Source organism: Synechocystis sp. PCC 7339 (assembly GCF_019924095.1).
GTDB lineage: Bacteria > Cyanobacteriota > Cyanobacteriia > Cyanobacteriales > Microcystaceae > Synechocystis.
In genome coordinates this window covers 223,455-243,735 of the sequence record NZ_CP063659.1, presented here as the reverse complement: position 1 = coordinate 243,735, position 20,281 = coordinate 223,455, and the positions used below count along the sequence as shown (strand labels likewise).

Annotated in this window: 19 protein-coding genes and 1 pseudogene; 10 read left to right on the top strand and 10 right to left on the bottom strand. The window is 47.5% G+C overall.

Translation table 11 applies throughout. From position 1 onward, the window contains the following. The first annotated feature begins 54 nt into the window (after positions 1–54). From IQE94_RS01165 to IQE94_RS01155, 3 genes are all read left to right on the top strand, one after another. Positions 55–468 (top strand): DUF948 domain-containing protein, encoded by a 414-nt coding sequence (locus IQE94_RS01165; RefSeq protein WP_194018112.1) that lies wholly within the window; start codon positions 55–57, stop codon positions 466–468. Between the two features lie 6 nt (positions 469–474). Then, positions 475–2,970: a primosomal protein N' gene (gene priA / locus IQE94_RS01160; RefSeq protein ID WP_223342533.1), complete on the top strand. Its 2,496-nt coding sequence runs from the start codon at positions 475–477 to the stop codon at positions 2,968–2,970. Positions 2,971–3,122: 152 nt separating this feature from the next. Then, positions 3,123–3,302: a hypothetical protein gene (locus IQE94_RS01155; protein WP_212715592.1), complete on the top strand. Its 180-nt coding sequence runs from the start codon at positions 3,123–3,125 to the stop codon at positions 3,300–3,302. Here IQE94_RS01155 and IQE94_RS01150 read toward each other — a convergent pair. Beyond that, a complete protein-coding gene (locus IQE94_RS01150) occupies positions 3,264–3,779 on the bottom strand; it encodes a GNAT family N-acetyltransferase (protein WP_212715590.1) in 516 nt (171 codons plus the stop codon). The genes IQE94_RS01155 and IQE94_RS01150 overlap by 39 nt on opposite strands. Next, positions 3,772–4,056 carry a DUF1778 domain-containing protein gene (locus tag IQE94_RS01145; RefSeq protein WP_223342532.1) on the bottom strand — a complete coding sequence of 95 codons (285 nt, stop codon included), beginning with the start codon at positions 4,054–4,056 and terminating at the stop codon, positions 3,772–3,774. The genes IQE94_RS01150 and IQE94_RS01145 overlap by 8 nt, the downstream gene beginning before the upstream one ends. Before the next feature lie 114 nt (positions 4,057–4,170). On the opposite strand from IQE94_RS01145, the gene IQE94_RS01140 reads away from it, so the two are divergent. From IQE94_RS01140 to IQE94_RS01130, 3 genes are read left to right on the top strand one after another with little or no spacing between them, the layout of a single operon-like run. Beyond that, positions 4,171–5,433, top strand: coding sequence for an AAA family ATPase (locus IQE94_RS01140; RefSeq protein ID WP_223342531.1), 1,263 nt, complete (start codon positions 4,171–4,173; stop codon positions 5,431–5,433). Further along, complete coding sequence (locus IQE94_RS01135; RefSeq protein ID WP_212715585.1) at positions 5,430–6,056, top strand: retron system putative HNH endonuclease; 627 nt, start codon at positions 5,430–5,432, stop codon at positions 6,054–6,056. Before IQE94_RS01140 ends, IQE94_RS01135 begins: the two co-directional genes overlap by 4 nt. 2 nt (positions 6,057–6,058) lie before the next feature. Beyond that, complete coding sequence (locus IQE94_RS01130; RefSeq protein WP_212715583.1) at positions 6,059–7,789, top strand: DUF262 domain-containing protein; 1,731 nt, start codon at positions 6,059–6,061, stop codon at positions 7,787–7,789. An 11-nt stretch (positions 7,790–7,800) separates the two neighbouring features. Here the strand turns inward: IQE94_RS01130 and IQE94_RS01125 are convergent, their stop codons facing one another. Together IQE94_RS01125 and IQE94_RS01120 are read right to left on the bottom strand one after the other, a co-directional pair. Next, positions 7,801–9,657, bottom strand: coding sequence for a phosphodiester glycosidase family protein (locus tag IQE94_RS01125; protein WP_223342530.1), 1,857 nt, complete (start codon positions 9,655–9,657; stop codon positions 7,801–7,803). Further along, on the bottom strand, positions 9,630–9,791 hold the full coding sequence (locus IQE94_RS01120; protein WP_212715581.1) for a hypothetical protein: 162 nt from the start codon (positions 9,789–9,791) through the stop codon (positions 9,630–9,632). The genes IQE94_RS01125 and IQE94_RS01120 overlap by 28 nt, the downstream gene beginning before the upstream one ends. Before the next feature lie 45 nt (positions 9,792–9,836). Between IQE94_RS01120 and nusB the strand changes: the two genes are divergently transcribed. The 3 genes from nusB (at position 9,837) to IQE94_RS01105 (ending at position 12,674) form a co-directional block, all read left to right on the top strand. Further along, positions 9,837–10,502 carry a transcription antitermination factor NusB gene (gene nusB / locus IQE94_RS01115; RefSeq protein WP_212715579.1) on the top strand — a complete coding sequence of 222 codons (666 nt, stop codon included), beginning with the start codon at positions 9,837–9,839 and terminating at the stop codon, positions 10,500–10,502. Between the two features lie 78 nt (positions 10,503–10,580). Continuing rightward, entirely contained in the window at positions 10,581–11,006 is a 426-nt protein-coding gene (locus IQE94_RS01110; RefSeq protein WP_212715577.1) for a DUF2996 domain-containing protein, read from the top strand. A 45-nt stretch (positions 11,007–11,051) separates the two neighbouring features. Then, entirely contained in the window at positions 11,052–12,674 is a 1,623-nt protein-coding gene (locus tag IQE94_RS01105; RefSeq protein ID WP_223342529.1) for a sodium:proton antiporter, read from the top strand. Positions 12,675–12,824: 150 nt separating this feature from the next. Here IQE94_RS01105 and IQE94_RS01100 read toward each other — a convergent pair whose 3' ends face one another. From IQE94_RS01100 to IQE94_RS01090, 3 genes are all read right to left on the bottom strand, one after another. Continuing rightward, positions 12,825–14,135 carry an IS701 family transposase gene (locus IQE94_RS01100; protein WP_223341782.1) on the bottom strand — a complete coding sequence of 437 codons (1,311 nt, stop codon included), beginning with the start codon at positions 14,133–14,135 and terminating at the stop codon, positions 12,825–12,827. Between the two features lie 84 nt (positions 14,136–14,219). Then, a complete protein-coding gene (locus IQE94_RS01095; protein ID WP_249214025.1) occupies positions 14,220–14,702 on the bottom strand; it encodes an IS630 family transposase in 483 nt (160 codons plus the stop codon). Positions 14,703–14,709: 7 nt separating this feature from the next. After that, positions 14,710–15,114 (bottom strand): IS630 transposase-related protein, encoded by a 405-nt coding sequence (locus IQE94_RS01090; RefSeq protein ID WP_223341982.1) that lies wholly within the window; start codon positions 15,112–15,114, stop codon positions 14,710–14,712. A gap of 241 nt (positions 15,115–15,355) precedes the next feature. On the opposite strand from IQE94_RS01090, the gene IQE94_RS01085 reads away from it, so the two are divergent. Next, positions 15,356–15,940, top strand: a complete 585-nt coding sequence (locus IQE94_RS01085; RefSeq protein WP_223342528.1) for a pentapeptide repeat-containing protein — start codon at positions 15,356–15,358, stop codon at positions 15,938–15,940. On the opposite strand, the pseudogene radA reads toward IQE94_RS01085, so the two are convergent. The 3 genes and pseudogenes from radA to IQE94_RS01070 form a co-directional block, all read right to left on the bottom strand. Further along, a pseudogene (radA, locus tag IQE94_RS01080) lies at positions 15,926–17,439 on the bottom strand (DNA repair protein RadA). The gene IQE94_RS01085 and the pseudogene radA overlap by 15 nt on opposite strands. Before the next feature lie 193 nt (positions 17,440–17,632). Continuing rightward, the gene (gene urtA / locus IQE94_RS01075) at positions 17,633–18,961 is read right to left on the bottom strand and encodes an urea ABC transporter substrate-binding protein (RefSeq protein WP_212715574.1); all 1,329 of its coding nucleotides are present in this window, start codon (positions 18,959–18,961) and stop codon (positions 17,633–17,635) included. 302 nt (positions 18,962–19,263) lie between these two features. Continuing rightward, positions 19,264–20,223 carry a DNA polymerase III subunit delta' gene (locus IQE94_RS01070; protein ID WP_212715573.1) on the bottom strand — a complete coding sequence of 320 codons (960 nt, stop codon included), beginning with the start codon at positions 20,221–20,223 and terminating at the stop codon, positions 19,264–19,266. Positions 20,224–20,281: the final 58 nt, after the last annotated feature.

Genomic DNA, 20,281 nt, shown 5'->3' with positions numbered 1-20,281 from the left:
TCCCCGCCGTAAACATTTTGCCCCGTTGCTCCCCCATTGACTTTTGTCGTACCTATGACCGAACCCCTTTTTTGGCTGGGTCTTTCCCTCACCATGGTGTCCATTAGCCTTACCGCTGTCCTGGTGGTGGCCCTACCAGCCCTCCAGGAGTTGGCCCGAGCGGCCCGTAGTGCCGAAAAGTTGTTTGATAGCCTCAACCGGGAATTTCCCCCTACGTTGGAAGCGATTCGTTTAACGGGCTTGGAAATTAGTGAGTTGACGGATGATTTGAACCAGGGGGTGAGAACGGTGGAAGATGTGGCCCAAACGGTGGACCGGGGCGTAACCATCACCAAAGAAGGGGCCAAAAAAGTGCAGAGTGGCTCTAAGCGTTTGCTGGCGGGGATGAAGGCGGCCTGGCATTCCTGGCAGGTCTATCCCACGGACCATTTGGCTGTGGAGAGCAAGGGGAAAAATGGCAAAAACTAAAACGGTATGACGGTTTCTCCCCTAGCCCTGGCGGAGTTGGGCTTTAACTATCAAGAAGGAAACAAGGTGCGGCCCTGGGCAGTGGTGTTGGTGGATTTGCCCCAAACCGATGGCATTTACACCTATGCCATTCCCCCGGATTTAACGGTGCAGGATGGGGACATTGTGGCGGTGCCCTTTGGTAACCAACAGTTGGGGGGAGTAGTGGTGGGCTGTGTGGCCAGCTTGCCCCCGGATTTGCCCGCCGAGAAAATTAAGCCGATTCAAGACGTAATTGTGTCGGGCTTTTTTGCGCCCCATTATTGGCGGTTGTTGCATTGGTTGGCGGAATATTATTGTACGGAGTTAATCACGGTCATTCGCATGGCCTTGCCGCCGGGTTTACTCCAGCGTTCCCAGCGCCGCATTAAACTAAACGGCGATCGCCTGCCGTCGGATTGGCCCATGTTTTTGAGTCAGCCATCCCACCAGGGAGCAAGGCAAATTTTGACCCTACTGCAGTCTTCCAAAGAAGGGGATTACAGTTACCGTTATCTGCGGCAAAAAGTACCGGGGCTGACTAAGGCGTTGCGGGATTTGCTCAAGCGGCAATGGGTGGAAAGTTATCTAGAACCCCCCAAAGCGGTGCGGCCCCAGTTACCCAAAATGGTGACTTTGTTGAACTTTGACTCAGACCTCAAATTAACGGAATTACAAGCCAGGGCCCTGACAGTGCTCAAAAATCAAGGAGGGGAATTCTGGTTAGCAGATTTGCTCAAAGCGGTGCCTTGTTCCGCCTCCACCATTCAATCTTTGGCCAAAAAAGGGCTAGTGGCGATCGCCGAACGGGAGAAATTGCGCCTTTTGCAGCAACCAGCCGTCCATGCTAGCCATGCTCCCCAGTTAACCCCAGACCAGGAGCAGGCCTGCCAAACTATCCGTCCCCTCCAGGGCTATCATCAAGTTCTACTCCACGGCGTCACCGGCTCCGGCAAAACAGAAGTTTATCTGCAAATCTGTGGCGATCGCCTGGGCAACGGGCAATCCGTTTTAGTGTTAGTGCCGGAAATTGGTTTAACGCCTCAGCTAACCGACCGTTTTCGGGCCCGCTTTGGCCAAAAAGTTGCGGTGTACCATAGCGCCCTATCTGCCGGGGAAAAATACGACACCTGGCGCCAAACTCTGTTGGGCTATGAACAAATCATCATCGGCACCCGATCCGCCATTTTCACACCCCTGCCTAAGTTAGGACTAATTATCCTCGACGAAGAGCACGACAGTAGTTTTAAGCAAACCCAGTCCAGCCCCAATTACCATGCCCGCACCGTGGCCCAACGCCGGGCCGAGCTGGAACAATGCCCCCTCATCCTCGGTTCTGCCACCCCTGCTTTGGAAAGTTGGCACACGGTTCATCAACCTCAAGGTGACCCCCAACGGCATTACCTAGCGTTACCGGATCGGGTACAGTCCCGACCCCTGCCCCCGGTCAAAATTGTCGATATGCGGGCGGAATTAAAGCAGGGCAATCGCTCCATTTTTAGTCGGGCTTTGCAAACTGCTCTGGGGGAGTTAAAAGCCAAACAACAGCAGGGCATTTTATTCATTAACCGCCGGGGCCATAGCACCTTTGTCTCCTGTCGCAGTTGCGGTTATGTGTTGGAGTGTCCCAACTGTGACGTCTCCCTTTCCTATCACTACGTCCAGGGCAATGCCCAACCCCTTCTGCGCTGCCATTACTGCAACCATGCTGAAACCCAGCCCAAGGTATGCCCAGAATGTTCGTCTCCCTATCTGAAGTTTTTTGGCAGTGGCACCCAAAAGGTAACCGAAGCTCTGACCCAGGAATTTCCCGATTTACGTTGGATTCGCTTTGACAGTGACACCACCCGCAGAAAGGGAGCCCATCGGCAATTGTTGGAGCAATTTAAACAGGGAGAAGCGGACTTACTGGTGGGGACTCAAATGTTAACTAAAGGGTTAGATCTGGCCCAGATTACGTTGGTGGGGGTGGTGGCCGCCGATAGTTTGCTTAATTTTGCCGATTACCGTTCCGCTGAACGGGGTTTTCAGACCTTAACCCAGGTGAGTGGCCGGGCCGGCCGGGGGGAAGAACCGGGGCAGGTGATTATCCAAACCTATACTCCCCACCATCCCGTCATCCAAGCGGTGAAAACCCACAACTACCATGGTTTTATTACCCAAGAGTTACCCCAACGGGAAATGTTAAATTATCCTCCCTACGGCAAGTTAATTCTGCTCCGTTGTCTGGGGACCAATGAAAGGGAAGTGGAAAAAACTATCCAGGCGATCGCCATTTTATGTAGTCAGCTTTTGCCAAAGACGGTGGAGATTTTGGGCCCTGCCCCGGCCAGCATTCTCCGCATTGCCCAACGGTATCGCTGGCAGTTCTTAATTAAATACCCAAGTTCCGTGAAGGTAAATTTGCCCCTGGAGAGAATTAAACAAATCTGTCCTAGTTCCGTTTACTTGGACATTGACGTGGACCCCCTTAGCATTGATTGAGAGTACTCTCCAACTTGCTTGACTTCCAGGATTTAATTTTTGGTAAATGTTCTATTCTTATTTGTCTCCCAGATACTGCCCTTTTTTGCTTGACGAACCATGGCATCACCGTTAACAAAACCAATGGATTCTTGCTCAATCCAGAAACCGGAATGGAATCTCAATTAGCTAAGGCAGAATTGCTTGCTACTATCCCTGAAATTTACCAAGACTTTGCCTGGTTTATGAAAATTTATGCCACTACCTTTTTAACCCAAATTTACCAAACTCTTCACAAAAATTCCCTGGCTCGCCTAAATCCCCGCCGTCTTACTAATATCCTTGACCAATAAATATAAATGACATTCCGACAACGGCGATCGCTCAAAATCATAGCGTTCATAAAACGCCGCCGCTTCCTCATCCTTGGCATGGACGGCGATCGCCCTTGCCCCAATTTGCTCCACCACATTCAAACATCGCAACAATGCATCTTTTAATAAACCTTTTCCCAACCCCAGACCTTGATAACGCCGATCCACCGCCAATCGCGCCAAAACAATGACCGGAATCGGATATTTCCCCAAACCCTTACTCACCCTTGGTGGTACGGCCCCATGCTCCACCGCCCCCGCGACCAAACTATAAAAACCAATCACCTGCCCAGCCTCCCCTAACGCTACAAAGGTTTTGGCAGTGTGGTTACGGCTATTGGTCAACGCATATTTCTGCAAAAACAGATTCAGTTCAGGAACGCCACAATCAAAACTCCCCAGATCATGGCTAGGCTCTAAGGCGATCGGGGCCTGGAATGATTTCCCCCTAGTCATCGAACACCCCAGGCTCCGTTAAGAGGGCGTGCAAACGGGGTAAAGATTTCGGAGGTGATTCCAATGCTATACAAAAGTCATCCCAGGCCTGATCCGATAGGGAAAATAATTGCTGATTGGCCACCACCGTCAAAGCTGCCTGGTAGGATTGATCCAATATAAAATTGGTCATCGATGTCTGTTTAATTTGAGACGCTTGCTGGATTGTTGCTTTCTGTCGTTGGGTTAAACGCAACTGCACACGCTCGTCCTTAGTCTGGGAAACTTTGCTATTCATAACTTGAACTTGTTAACAGGGATTTTTAATGCCCATTAGTTGTGCTCACATTGTACATTACAATGAAGAAGCTTTCCATGACTTTTGCCAGTTAACAGGTATTCAGCCGCAACCATGCACATTAAAACCCTAAGCCTGCACAATTATCGTGGAGCGCAGTCCTTGACAATGGAGTTACAGCCCCGCTTAAACGTCCTGGTGGGTTGTAATGGGGCAGGGAAATCCACTGTTCTTGATGCGATCGCCCTCATGTTGTCCTGGACGATTAGTCGGATTCGGAGCCTTGGGAAAAAAGGAAATTCAATCTCAGAAGAAGATATTAAGATTGGCGAACCCAATACTTCAATTGAAATAAGCTTTGTTGACGATGATAAACAAGTGAAATGGCTAGTTGGAAAGAGTCGTCAAGGCCATTCTGCTTACCTCAATTTTAGTGATTTTTCCTCATTAAATAAGTACATAGAAAAAATACAAGCTAGTATCACCGCTACAAAAGGACAGACAAATATCCCAATATTCATTTTTTATCCTGTAGGGCGAGCTGTAACCAAAATTTCCCTAGATCCTAGACAGAAACAGACCTTTGATTTGATGGAAGTTTATGATCAAGCCTTAACGGGAAGTTCCACATTCAAGACATTTTTTCAGTGGTTTAGAGAACGTGAAGATTTAGAAAACGAAAGTCGAAAATTTTTAAACTATTCTCACGATTTTATTCCCGATCCTCAACTGGAAGCAGTTCGTAGCGCTTTAAAGCATTTCCTACCTGACTTTGAAAATTTAAATGTGAGGCGAAACCCTCTCAGAATGGAAATTCAAAAGCGGGGACAATTCTTCACCATTAATCAACTTTCCGATGGGGAAAAATGTTTGATTGCAATGATTAGTGACATAGCTCGGCGTTTGGCGATCGCCAATCCTATTGGGAATCCGCTAGAGGGAGATGGCATCGTTTTGATTGATGAAATCGATCTGCATCTCCATCCCACTTGGCAGCGAATGATTATTCCTCAACTCGTTAAGGTGTTTCCTAACTGTCAATTTATCGTTTCCACCCATTCGCCCCATGTCCTAACCCATGTCCAGCCCGACAATATTTTTCTCCTGACCCAAACTCCCGATAATATCACCGTCACTCAACCCAGTGCATCCTACGGGAAAACGGTAGACCGAATTTTGGAAGACCTCATGGGTTTAGACACCACCCGACCCCAACAAGTTAGTCAAGATCTTCATCACATTTACCAACTGATCGATCAAGGTCAACTCCCCGTAGCTCAACAGGCGATTACCGAAATGAAAGCGGCGATCGGTAACGATCCTGAATTGGTCAAGGCCGAGGTGCTGATTCGACGCAAGGAGATCATTGGTCGATGAAATATATCCAAAAACAAGCAGAACCGCCGGAACTCCACCATTGGAAACAACAAAGCAACGACCATTGGCAGCCCAGTTATGCAACCCTGGGCAGTGACCTTAAACGAACGATTAAACAAGCCTTAATGCAAGAACAAGGCTATCTTTGTTGTTACTGTGAACAAAAACTAGACCCAAACGATTCCCACATAGAGCATTTTCGCCCCCAGAGTGATCCCACAGTTGATCCTCTGGACTTTGACAATCTGCTCTGCTCCTGCCAAAACCAAATTAAAAAAGGAGAACCCCGTCATTGCGGTAACCTCAAAGGTCATTGGTTTGACCCAGTATTATTGATTTCTCCCCTTGACCCCAAGTGTGAAACATCATTTAAATTTACTGCTGATGGTTATATCCAGCCTCGCCATGATCAGGATCAAGCGGCCATTACCACCATCTCGAAACTAGGTTTAGATATTCCCGCATTACGCGCCCTGCGCCGACAGGCGATCGAGCCGTTTCTGGACGAATCTCTCTCAATGGAAGAGCTTAATTTATTCGTGCAGAAATATTTACTGCCTTTATCCTCTGGTGAATTCAACCCTTTTTGGTCAAGTATTCACTATTTATTTGGGGGGGAATAACCGTGGCAACTTTAAATTTCAACACCACCAATTCTACTTTCCGCCAACTACTGGGCAACGGACTGAGCTATCACGTTCCTCCCTTCCAGCGGGACTATTCCTGGGGCGATGACGAATGGGATGATCTCTGGCAGGATATTACTGCTCTTTTTGAAGCAGACGGTGAACCGGCTCACTACATGGGCTATTTGGTACTGCAATCCTCCGATAGCAAACGCTTCGATATTATTGATGGCCAACAACGCCTGACCACCATCAGCATTATGATTTTGGCCGGGCTTAGCTACTTAAAAGACCTAATTAATACTGGCTTAGATGCTGACAACAACCGTCGCCGCCAAGAACAACTACAAAATAGCTACATCGGTTACCTCGATCCTGTTAGCCTCATTGCCCAATCAAAATTGCGACTCAATCGCCACAATGATCGCTTTTATCAAACTTATCTAGTTCCCTTAGAACATATTCCCCAACGGGGTCTCAATGCGTCTGAACATCAACTTAGGAAAGCTTTCCTGTGGTTCAAAGACCGCCTCAAAACCCGACTAGGCAATCAACCTGACAGCGGGCAGAACTTTGCCGCCTTCATTGACTCCCTGGTGGATAAGCTCTTTTTTACGGTTATTACTGTCACCGACGAACTCAACGCTTTTAAAGTCTTTGAAACCCTCAATGCTAGGGGTGTGCGTCTTTCCGCCACCGACTTGCTGAAAAATTATTTATTCTCCCTGATCAGCACCGCCGAGACCCATGAAACCGAAATGCGGGCGCTTGAAGAACAATGGGAACGGATTGTGGGACTACTGGGTAGTGAGAGCTTTCCCGAATTTCTGCGGGTATTTTGGAATAGTCGCCATAAGCTAGTGCGTAAATCCGACTTGTTTAAAACCATCCGACGACAGATCACCAGCAGGGAAAATGCTTTTAGCCTGGTTCGTAGCCTCGATCAGTGTGCCGCTATCTATGCAGCTCTCCGGGACCCCCAAGACCCAACCTGGAATACGGAAGAAAAACAAAGTCTCCAGCAATTATTAATGTTTAGCGTGCGCCAACCCTTAGCCATGCTCCTGGCTTGCCATCATCATTTTTTTGACTCAGATCGAGCTGCTTTTACCCGTATTACTAAGGCGATCGCCATTATTTCCTTGCGCTACAACGTCATTTGTAACCTGCAAACCCATGACCAAGAAAGGCTCTATAACGATATTGCGGTCAAGATTTCTAATAGAACCTACTTCACCTATCAACAGGTATTGGCAACCCTCCAAGCTGTTTATCCCGACGATGACCAATTTAAAAATGCCTTTGCAGATAAAGAACTCCGTACCACCTACAGTCGCAATAAAAAAGTTGTTCGTTATCTTTTGTTTGCCATCGAGAGACAAAGATCAGGTCAGGACTTCGACTTTGAAAGTGCCACCTACAACTTGGAACATATCCTGCCTGAAAATCCTTCCGCTGCTTGGTCTACCATTGACGAGGTTAAACAGGATCGTTTAATTTATCGTCTTGGCAACATGACCCCCCTAGAAACTGCTCGTAATCGAGATCTGGGCAATGGGGATTATGCAACCAAACGCAAGGTATATGCCCAAAGCGATTTCCAAATTACTCAGGCGATCGCCGAACATTACGATATCTGGGATGAAGCCAAAATTGAATCTCGACAAAAACACTTGGCTAAAATAGCGGCGGTTATCTGGCGCATTGACTTTAAATACCCCAAAAAGTAACTGATTAGGGATTAACGAACAAAGACGCCAATGGCATTGCTCACCCGGGCCGCCGTCACTGGCGATCGATCCAATAATTGACCCCCCAGGACTAGGGAAGTGGAACTACCACCGTCTAAATTCAAAGCATTCACCGTCCCTAACTGTTGCAAAATTTGGGCAAATTCCCCCAAGCTAGCTCCGGCTCCTCCCACCCGGTTATGGCTCGCCACCAGGATAATATTGCCGTTTCTGTCCACGGCGATCGCACTGCGGGAGGCCCGTTGCTGTTGAAAGGCATTGGAAAAACCTTCCCCTGCCGCGTTGAGGACAATGCGCCCTTGGTCAATCAATAGTGGCCCTGCCCCCAGGCCGTGGGGAAAAGCATTAAATACTTCCGGTGTCGATCGCCCGTTGACGTTGATAGTGGTGCCGACGGCTAAAACTCCGGCGGGAATTTGGTTACCCCGGTCAATGATTAGATAGCCATCGCTGGGAATGGGCATTTGCTGTTGTCCCGATTTGGGTAAAGGATATTGGGCAGTGATTTGGTTATTTTGCACCAGATAAACCCGTTCGTTATCACTGAGGGGAACATAGGTTGGCCCCCAGGCAGGGGTATAGCGGGCAATGCCCCTTTGCACATAGCCACTGTTGAGATAATTGGCGGTTAAGCGTTGTCCCGATACGGTGGTGATAATTTCCGAGAGGGAGAGGCGGCCAAAGGTGGTTTGTCCTTGGTCATTCCAGGCAATCGCCCCCCGGTTCAGAATGGGCCCTGATCGCCAATTTTGCTGACTCCACACCGCCCCAAGGGGAAGTTGATTATTGCGGTTGAAAAAACCAGCATTGATGGCCACCGCCGCCTGCTGGTCCCTAGCCATGGTTACTAACGGGGCAGTGCCCTGGGCCATGGTGGGATTAGCCATTAAAGGTCGTAGGGAAATGGCTGGCGATCGGGGATTAATGGTGACTGTGGTGACGGGAAACTGACCGCCAGCAATGTTGACAAAACGTTGTTGCCAAGTAATTCCCTCTACCCAATTAATGGTTTTGACTGGGGGAGCATCGGTCCGGGCATCGATCACCAAACGGAAGGGAGAAGTAAGGGTACTAACCTGGAGCTTGTAGCCCACGGGTAATTGGAAATGGACTTTACTGCTGGAACCTAATCTTTCCAGGCGATAACGAATCTGTTGCCCGCCGCTGGTTTTGCCACCCAAATCGTCCTGGTCAATGGCTTGCAAGCCGGGGGAGTTAGGATTACCTTGGCCACCGATAGTACTGCTGGCGTTGATAGTCAAAACCGCTTCTTCCTTAGCTTGGCTCACTTGCCAAAAAGCCGGTCGGCTCAGTTCCAGCACCACCCTTTCCCCCCAGGGTTGCCTACCGTCCCGCACCGTCAGAATTTGGGCATTGGTATTAGGCATGACGAGGGTATTGCCCTGGGACTGGACTGTACCCAGCGGTTGCAATAGGGGAGTTACATCTAAATAACGATTAGGAGCGACAAAACGGGCGTTCAAAATCTGGCGATCGCCACTGAACCATTGCACCGGTTGTTGGTTGGGGTTGGTGTTATCGAGCAGATCCAGCCCTAAAAACTGCATAGCCCCGGTATCCCCAAGGCTGGTGTGGGTCTGGCCCCCTTCCCGCCATTGGCCCCAGGCGACGGGATAGGATTTGCCATCAATGCTAATTTGATTGCCCTGTTGGATAAAATTTGAGGGGGATTGGGCCGCCACCGGACTGGCCAAAAACAGTTTTAGCCCCAGCATGGCCGCCAGGGTGAGCACAAATAAACGCGAAAAACCCAACCAATTTCTGTTCCAACTAATCATTTTCAGCAAATCCCCTAGGGTCATGGAGCTATTCTGCCATTGATCCACAATGCCACCAATCCCTTAGTAGCGTTCTCGTGCATCGCCAATCCATCGGCATTGGTGAGTTGAATAATAATCGCAATCGGGCTGGCGATCGCCAAGGCCTGGGCCAGATTGTCCAAGTAACCAACAATGGGCATAGGATCAGAAAAAGTATTGCTCCTGATTTGCTGAGATTTGAACCTATGCTTGCCCGTCAACAACCCCGCCGTGTGGCCCGTGAACTGTCCCTATTGAGCCTGAGTCAATTGAGCCGCAAGGACACTAAGCCCGAAACCTTGGAGCAAGGCGACCTGGAAGCATTGTTGTTGGCCGCCACCCGCACCCTGAGTGGGGAAGTCCATGAAATTTTAGAAACAGCCTCAGCAGAATTGAGTCGTAGTCATGAACGCCTCTTAAACAGTGAAATCCGGGCCAGTAATCTCAACAGTGCGAAGGCAATGTTAGAAGAAGCCATGACCCTCACGGAAACCGTGATTAATCGTCTAGCTCTAGCGGTGGATTTACCAGAAACTTTGCAATTGGCTGGGCAAATGGAAGTGCGGAAATTTGCGTTGGAATTAATTGGCACCGTCTGCCGCCGCCGTCAGCAGATTGATGAGCAACTGCAAGAAGCCATGGTGGACTGGCAACTGTCCCGCCTAGCCAAAATTGATCAAGACATACTCCGCTTGGCGATCGCCGAACTGGATTACCTCGGTGTACCCCAAAAAGTAGCCATTAACGAAGCAGTGGAGTTGGCCAAGCGCTACTCTGGCCAGGACGGTCATCGTTTTATCAATGGGGTTTTGCGCCGGGTCACGGAAAAAAAGACTAATGGGGCCCCCGTCACCCCTGGTGAACCCCGTTAATATTTGTTATTTTCTTTGTGACTGCCCCCAAGGGCGCTCACTCCCTTTTTCGTATTATGGCGATCGCCCCCCAAATTAATGACAGAAGCCAAAGCATCCGCTGAAAAGAAAGCGAAACCCCCTGCAGTGGAAGAGAAACCCTTCACCGAATTCATCAAGCAGGATTTTCTCCCCGCCCTCCAAAGTGCTCTGGGTAAAATTGGCCTAGGTCAGGTGGCCCTAGACTTTAACCAACAACCCCTAGCCATCCCCGGTGCCGACAATACCGCCTACTGGCAAGTACAAGGCACCTGGAGCGGCGATCGCCAAATCCCCAAACAATTCAACCTCTATTTTTTCCAGGAAGACATCAAAGGTCCCAAAGGCTTTGCCTACAGCGTTGATAATCGTCCCCCCAGCACCCTGGAGTCCTTTATGATTGACGAGCGCAAGGTCACCCTTGATTTAATGGTGCTCTACACCCTACAGCGATTGAATGGCCAAAAATGGTTAGGGGGCAACTAGCCCAAGCACAGTCACCACCCATTACGGGGGATACCACCAAGCATAATGATTAGATATTTGGCCCTCAGTGCGGAAATCAATATCAACAAACTTCCTGCAGAGCCAGAATCAGCCCTCGGTAACCTAGCCATCGCCACCTTGGTGGAGAATTTGATCATTCTTCTGTTGGTGGCTACCTTGGTGGCCTTGGTGGCCCGCTGGCTGAAAATTCCCTACGTGGTGGGTTTAGTGCTAGCGGGTTTGGCCATCCCCCGTCACCTTTCCATTGGTCTCAATCCTGAACTAATTTTCAATCTATTTCTGCCCATTCTCATTTTTGAGGCGGCCATTAACACCGACATTAGCCGGCTACGTAGCACCATTAAACCCATTGCCCTATTAGCGGGGCCGGGGGTGGTGCTTTCCTCCGCCATTACTGCAGTATTATTGAAAATAGGGCTTGGTTTAGCCTGGATTACCGCCGCGGGGGTCAGCGTGATCCTGACCATTACTGACACTGTTTCCGTCATTGCCGCTTTTCGCACAGTGCCCGTGCCCCGACGTTTAGCCACCATTGTGGAAGGGGAAAGCCTACTTAATGACGGGGTGGCCATGGTACTACTCAGTGTCATTACCACCATCCACGTCCAAGGAACTTTTAGCCCTGGGCAAGGCATTAAGCAAATTTTTATTGCCTTTGTGGGGGGGACTTTGCTGGGGCTGGGACTTGGTTACCTGTGCGTCGGTCTGTTTCGTCAGCTAGACGATGACCTGAGTGACATTTTGCTGACGGTGTCCGTATCCTTGGGAACTTTTCAAATTGGCCAAATGTTGGGGGTCTCCAGTGCGATCGCCGTGGTGGTGGCAGGTTTAGTTATTGGTAATCTAGCCTTCAAGCAAACCTCCGCTTCCATTAAGGTTACCCTGTTAAGCTTCTGGCAATATGCCGGTTTTGGTGTCAACACCCTAATTTTTCTCTTGGTGGGTATTGAGGTCTATCCCCGCATTCTTTTGGCCACCATCCCCGCCGCCTTGATCGCAATTGTTGCCTACCAAATTGGCCGTGTTTTTTCCATCTATCCGCTCCTTTATCTGCTCCGCTTCTTTGACCGGCCTTTGCCCCTGCGCTGGCAACATGTTCTAATCGCCGGCAATGTTAAAGGTTCTCTTTCCATGGCCCTAGCATTGGCTCTGCCCCTCACTTTACCGGGAAGGGAGCAGGTGATTACCTTGGTTTTTAGCACTGTGATGGTTTCCCTAATTGGGCAAGGCTTAAGTCTGCCCTGGGTGGTGAAAAAACTACAATTGAGCAAACCTTCTCCCTTGGCTGAAAAAATTGCCGTGCTCCAACTTAATTTAGTTACGGCGAAGGCGGCCCAAGGGGAATTAAAATATCTCTTGGAAACGGGCAGTTTACCTAAGTTTTTGTATGAAGAATTATTCGCCGATTATCAAGCTCGCATTGCCAATTCTGAGCAAGAATTAAGAAGTTTTTATAACCAAAGAAATTTAATTTTTTCCGAGGGAGAAGTAGAAAAAGAATATATTGACGGTCTATACCGTCGTCTCTACATAGCCGAAAAAAGTGCCATTAATGATGCCTTAGCAAAGGGAATATTAGCCGATGACATCAGTGATGAATATTTACAGGTATTGAATGAAAAACTCTTAGCCCTGCAGGATGATTAATTAGCTCAATGGTAGGGATAACGATATTTAGTCTAGTTTTTAAAAAACTTTCTGATTCTCCCAGATTAGGAGAAAGTAAGTAAATTTTCCTCGTATGATCAGAGCTTTGGTGGCTCGGTTCAAGAAGCAAACTATCCCTCTTTCATCAATCTAGGCAGAAGAAGAATAGAATGTATTCCATGAATTTAGCAAATACTTTAATCGATCTAGCTTATCAACCTTGTTGTAAAGTTTAGTTAACTCATCCAAAACATGGGCAAATGGAAATACTTTTAACCACTTTTTGATAAGATTTATTGCATTAAATACAGAGATCACTAATCGTAGGTTGTTTAGCCATTTTTTCCACCCTTCTTCTTTATCCCATTTTTCATGCTTTTGATGATACTTTGACGTTGAATTTAGAGTCGGATTAAAATTCTCATCATAAAAACAAATCATACAATATGCACACATCACTAATTCCCACCATTTTTGAATTTGCTCATAATGAGTTACCCTAAAATCTGCCCATCCTAATTCACTTTTGCATTGCTTAAATCCATATTCTATCCATGACCTTACCCCATATATTCTGCCAACTTCTTTATATTTAATATCTGGTATTCGAGTCATTACAAACCATCCTGCTTTTTCCTCCTCTTTTTCTGTTTCTGTTTTAATTTCCCAATATCTTATTGCGTTTTTTTTGCCATAAACTATTTCTCTGATATACCTATCTTCCTGTTTTCCATCCCATCTTATATGTTCAAACCTCCTCCACTTATTTGCCCTTACTTTAGCTTCCTTTGGAAGCCAGACCCCATGATTGCTCCGGATTCCCACTGCATATTCTATTTTTAATTCCTCTACGGCACTGATAAAATTGCTATGGCTTTCTCCATATAAGCTATCTGACACTACTCTTTTTATTTTAAAACCACTTTCTTCTAGTTCTTTTATTATCTCTACTGCTAATTCCGGCTTTGTTTTATACTTATCTCCCTCTTTTAATCTTTCTTTTGGTTTAAATACTTTTGATTCTAGAGGAAACGTTACTCCATTGCAGTAACCATAGGCATTTACTGACACTATACCGCTTTCTATTTTTCCTAAATTTCCAATATATTGTCTTTTTACATAATCTGTTGTTTTCCCTTTTTTGGGGTCTCCTGTTTCATCTATTATTACTATTATTTCTCTTCCTTCTAAAACTTCTAAGATAATATTTAATCTTCTTTTTTCTAATTCTTTTAATTCCCAAGGAGAATCTGTCATGAAATGCAGTAATCCCTGTTCATTTTTCAATCCTAGTGATGATGCTATTGCAGGTAAACTCTTTCTTTTTATATCACTTAATATTCCCACAATGATATATTTAAATGACTCATAAGACCTCACTTCTGGAAATATATCTTTATACAGTTCACTATATGTGTCTACACACTGTACTGTCTTTTTCGCCTCTCTTGTCTTTGTCATTCTCCCTCCGCGCTTTTCAGCCTTTTATCTCCATTTTAATTCCCTCAGTCTGACGGAAGAGGGCTATAGCAAAGGACGAGATAGTTAGGACAGTTCTCTCAACGCTATATCCAATGCAGAAATCAGCGATTCTCCATTACTAACAAGTTGGGAAACATAACGTTTTAGTCTCGCCCAGAACTTCTCAATTTTGTTCAAGTCTGGTGAATATGGTGGTAAAAATATAACCTCACACCCAGCTTTTGCTACCAATGCCTTTATTCTTTCTTTCGGATGAAAGCTTGCATTATCCATGATTAGTATCTGACCTGGTATTAACTCTGGTAATAACATTTCTTCTATCCACGTGCATACTACTTGAGCGTTACAGTATCCTTCAAATATCATTGGAGCTATTGTTGTTCCATTCCACCAACAACTTATTATGCTGACTCTCTTGGTTCTATGTCCTAATTTGCTCGCCTTTAATCTCTCTGATTTATGACAGTACCCATAGGGGTAGTCTAGAGTGTCATCTAGACCGGCTTGATCCATATAAATCAGTTTTTCTGCCGCATATTGCTTGATTTCATCTTCAAATGCCTTTCTCTCTTCCTCTTCTATTTCCCTGTAAATATAAGTTTTTTTTTCTAGTAAACCCTATTTTCTTTAGAGCCTTACTTATTCTTATTCTACTTACAGGCTCTGGCCATTTTTCTGCCATTTGTTTTTGCGTTAAATGACCGTTCTCCTCCGCAAATTCTCTGAATTTATCCAAATCATCTATTTTCGGTCGTGGACCACGCTCATAATCTCTCTTCGCGGCTACACTTCCTGTTTCTTTCTTCTTTTTTATCCATAGGTCTAAGGTGTTGCGACTAATGTTCAGTGTTCGGCAGACATGGCTTTTCTTCTCTCCTTTTTCTACTGCACTTACCGCTTTCTCTCTTAGATCTACACTGTAGGGGGCTGGCATCGCTTTTTTCCTAACTCTTTCCATACATTATGTCCTAATCTTAGCAATCTTTGCTATAAAAACTAAAACTTGGGCAACTTGCCCTTAGAACGTGTTTGAAGAGCCCCCCTGACCTTCCAAATTTGGGGGGAAACAGAGGCAAAGTCCTCCGGTATTGCCGGAGCTTTAGTGAAGAGATTTAGGGGGCGAAATCAGACTTTACAAACAGGCTCTTGGGCGCTGATGTATAGTGGAAAAAGGTAAGCGCTATGGGAGCCAGATATTAATGAATTTTTTAATGATTTGTCAAAAATTTTTCGCCCATAATCTATTCCCATGGAAGGCGATCGCCAGGGTTTACAGGGAAAAACCAAAGCCCTTTGGCCGGTGGCGATCCGCGGTTCAGGCTGGCTTATTAGTTACCACTTTTATCCTAACTATGGTCGTCCTAGCTAGCCCTAGTTTTGCCCTAGACTATAACCGGGGTAACTTGGTGGGGGCAGATTTCTCCCATCAAGATCTACGTGGTTCTATCTTTGACCATGCCAATTTACGAGGGGCAGACTTCACCGGAGCTAATCTGCAAGGAGCACGGTTTTTTTCTGCCAATATGGACGGTGCCATTTTAGAAGGGGCCGATGCCCGGGGCGTAGATTTTGAGTCCGCCCGTCTGACCCATGCCAATCTCCGCAATGCCCGTTTGGAGGGGTCTTTTGGCACCAATACTAAGTTTGGAGAAGTGGACATTGAAGGGGCAGACCTAACGGACATTATTTTAAGACCCGACACGGAGGATTACCTCTGTGGACTAGCAACGGGAACCAATCCAGTCACAGGACGAGAAACGAAAGAGACTCTATTTTGTCCCTGAGCCATTGCCCATTTTGGCTTCTGCCCCATTGCCTTGATCCGTTGCATTTTCGTTGGCTGGTAGAGCAACGGCGATCGCCGCAAAGACTTTGCCCACGGAAATGAGCTTGATACCAGCGGATTCAATCCCGGTTTGACCTTTGGGCACAATGGCTTTTTTAAAACCTAGTTTGGCGGCTTCCTTAAGACGAATTTCTAGCTGGGAAACGGGGCGAATTTGACCCCCCAAACCGATTTCTCCCAAAATAATCATGGTCGGATCCACCACCCGATCCCGAAAACTGGCTACTAAGGCGATCGCCATGGCCAAATCCACCGCCGGCTCTTCCACTTCCAACCCCCCCGCCACAGACAGGTAAGCATCTAGTTTAGAAAGGGGTACCCCCAGACGTTTTTCCAGTACAGCAAGAACTTGCAAAAGGCGATTGTAATCTACCCCTGTAGTTGATCGTCGGGGGGAAGCATAACTGGTGGGACTAACCAGAGCTTGTAATTCCACCACCAGGGGTCTAGTTCCTTCACAGGCCACCGTAATGGCAGTGCCGGACATAAATTCTTCCCGACTGCCCAAAAATAATTGGGAAGGATTGAGCACTTCCTGCAGCCCCGACTGCACCATTTCAAAAATGCCAATTTCTTGGGTAGCTCCAAAACGATTTTTAACTGATCTGAGTAAACGGTGGGACGCAAATCGATCGCCCTGGAAATACAACACCGTATCTACCAAATGCTCCAATACTTTCGGCCCGGCGATCGCCCCTTCCTTTGTGACATGGCCCACAATAAATAAACTAATGTGATCCCGTTTGGCCAATTGCATCAATAAACCTGTACATTCTCGCACCTGGGAAACGGAACCCGGAGCTGAACCAAGGGCAGGAAAATATAAATTTTGAATACTGTCAATGATGGCCACCTGGGGTTGCAGGGCTTCCAATTCCCGCAAAATATCCTCCAAATTAGTTTCTGGCAAAACAAATAAATTACCGTCATGGGGAAGTTTTTCCTCGGTAATGTTGCTGTCGCTAGCATTGACGGTTTGGGTAATACCTAAACGGGTGGCCCGGAGCTTAATTTGCTGTCCCGACTCCTCCGCTGAAACGTATAAAATCCTTGGCAAGCGGGTGGCCAACTGGAAAGCCACTTGGAGTAACAAAGTTGATTTACCAATGCCTGGGTCTCCCCCAATTAAAATTAACGCCCCAGGGACAATGCCCCCCCCAAAACCCGGTCTAACTCCCCATAGCCAGAGGGAAAACGTCCTTGATTTTCCTGGTGAATTTGAGAAAACGTTAAAGCCCTCTGGGGTTGCCCAGTTTTTACCCTGGAAGAACCGGATTTTTTTGCCCCTAAACTACGGCGGTTAGTACCGCTAGAAGTAGCATTGACCAACTCTTCCTGTAGAGTGCCGTACTCATGACATTTAGGACAACGGCCAAACCATTGGGCATGGTCCGCTCCACAGGCAGAGCAAACAAACTTTGTCCGGGCTTTAGCCATGGGTGCCAAGGAGAATAAACTTAGGGCCCTATCTTGACCTAATCACCCCAAATCGAGCAAGAAGCAAGAAAAAACCACTGGCCCATTCAGATCCCGCCAAGGGGAAATCAATGTGACCAATGGCCCTAATAACTCAAACCATCAAACAGTGATCAGTGTTATGGCTATTTACTCGGTTAAAAACGATGCCAACCTAGCTGGCTTTGAACTTACCGGGATTTTCCACGTCGGTTCGGGTCCAATCGCAGGTGAAACCTTTGGTTTCCGGTACAAATTGGTTCCAGGGGATGGGATCAACGGGGCCTTCACTAGACCAAACAATGGTGAACTGACCTTCGTCGTTAACTTCCCCGATGCGGACAGTTTTGGAAATGTGGTGGTTGGGTTGCATGGTCACCATGCCCTCTGGGGCGTCAAAGGTTTGACCGATCGCCGCCGCCCGGACTTTTTCTAGCCCTTCGGGAGTTTCACCCACATCTCCAGCCGCTTCCACCGCGGCTTTCCAGAGGTAAACGGAAATATAGGCCGCTTCCATGGGGTCATTGGTCACCCGGTCTTCACCATACTTGGCTTTAAAGGCGGCCACAAACTTCTGGTTGGCGGGGGTATCCACGCTTTGGAAATAGTTCCAAGAAGCAAATTGACCAAGGAGGTACTCCTTACCAATTTGTCGTACTTCCTCTTCCGCCACACTCACGGACATAACCGGATATTTGTCGGGGGTCAAACCAGCAGATTGGATCTGTTTGAAGAAGGCAACGTTACTGTCCCCATTCAGGGTGTTGAAAATTACGCCACCATCGGGCAGAGCTTCCCGGATTTTGGTGATGATGGGGGTAACTTCAGTGTTGCCCAGGGGCAGGTAATCTTCCCCAACGGTTTCGCCACCTTTGGCTTTTAATTGCTCTTTGATAATGGTGTTGGCAGTGCGGGGGAACACATAATCAGAACCCACTAGGAAGAACTTATTCCCCTTGTTTTCCAACAACCAATCCACCGCTGGTTCAATTTGCTGGTTAGGAGCGGCACCGGTGTAGAAAATATTTTTAGAACATTCTTGCCCTTCGTACTGTACCGGGTACCAAAGCATGTGGTTTTTAGCTTCAAATACGGGCAGTACTGCTTTACGGCTAGCGGAAGTCCAACAACCGAAGACGTTAACTACTTTGTCTTGGTCAATCAACTTCGCTGCTTTTTCCGCAAAGGTGGGCCAATCGGAAGCACCATCTTCTTTGATGGCCTGAATTGGCCGACCCAATACTCCACCGGCCGCATTAATTTCCTCGATCGCCAGTTCCGCCGCTTCCACTACGGTGGTTTCACTGATGGCCATGGTGCCACTGAGGGAGTGGAGCAAACCAACTTTGACCGGTTCCCCGGTGGGGGCCATTCCTTCTGTGGGGGTGTCGGTGGGTTCAGTGGTCGGTTCTGTCCCACCACCACAGGCTTTGAGCAATAGACTGGCGCCTAGGGTTGCTGATCCATACAGCAAAAATTTACGTCTTCCAAAAGGGTTAGTCATACGCGAAAAATTATTACCTCGTAAGGATTCTAAATATGCTTGTTGGCTGGTGGAGAGGAGTTATTGGGCGGAAACAGTGCTCTTAAAAAGTTTTTATCCGCAGTTTATTTAGGTCAACAAGGGAAGCCATTTCCGAGAATAGGTTCACCGGAAACAAATAAGACCCCATACTACGAGCAGGTTAAGAAACAGTTATGTAGCATAGGATACCTTCTTTCCCTGGTTAAACGTATTTTTGGCCGGTTTTGCTCCCATTGTCAGGGAGGTTTGGCATTGGAACCGTTCAAAGGGAACAATCTTGATTATTGGCGATCGCCATGGTTTTCTAGACGATAGAGGGTAAGGAAAGTGGATTCCCACACCAAACGGGGCTGGACGTAGGCCGTTAGATATTTACGGGCTTTCTCCAAAATTTCTAGCCATTGCCGTTGGCCGTAGCTTTGCCAGTAATGGTATTGCAGATAATCCACCAACCAGAGTTGGGCACCATTGTCGAGGTTACTGTCCACCAGTTTGGCCAAATCAAACGCCGCCAGGGGATCGACGGGGGGGTGAATTAACTTTTGCCGCAGTTCAGCGGAGATACTTTGCATCTGTTCCCAGGCTTCAAACAAAATGCCGGGACTACCCTGGGCGATCGCCAAAAGTTCAGGGTGATTAAGGATTTCCTGACGGCCTAGCCTTTGCAAAATTTTGGCCATGTCATCTTCCTCCAAACGATAAAAGGGAATGCGCTGGCAACGGGAAACAATGGTGGGTAAGAGGGCATCGACGCTGGGGGCCAGCAGGATCAAAGTGGCCCGTCCTGGCTCCTCCAAGGTTTTTAGTAAAGCATTGGCCGCCCCTTCATTCATGGCTTGGGCTTCTTCAATCAGGATAACGGCTCTGTCCGCTTCCAAGGGGGGACGACTGAGGAAACGATTAATTTCTCGAATTTGTTCTACTCGAATTAGGGGAGCCGCCCTTCGTTTGAGCCCGGCTTGCTCGGCTTCGTAAGCGGTTAATAGTTTGCCCTGATGTTGAAAAGTTGGCTCTATTTTCAGTAAGTCAGGATGATTGCCGGCAAAAAAACGTTCCTGGCGATCGGGTTCAGATCCCCATCCCATTAATAAGGTTTCCCCAAAGGCCTTGGCGGCTAAACTTTTGCCTACCCCATCGGGACCCACCAACAAATAGGCTGGGGCAATGCGCTTCTGGGCGATCGCCTGGTGTAGTAAGGCAATGGCTTGGTCTTGGCCAAGGATGGATTGGAAGCGATTCATGGCCCTGCCCAACTTTGTTAACCTAAACAAGATTAATACTTAACTTTCCCTGCTCTTT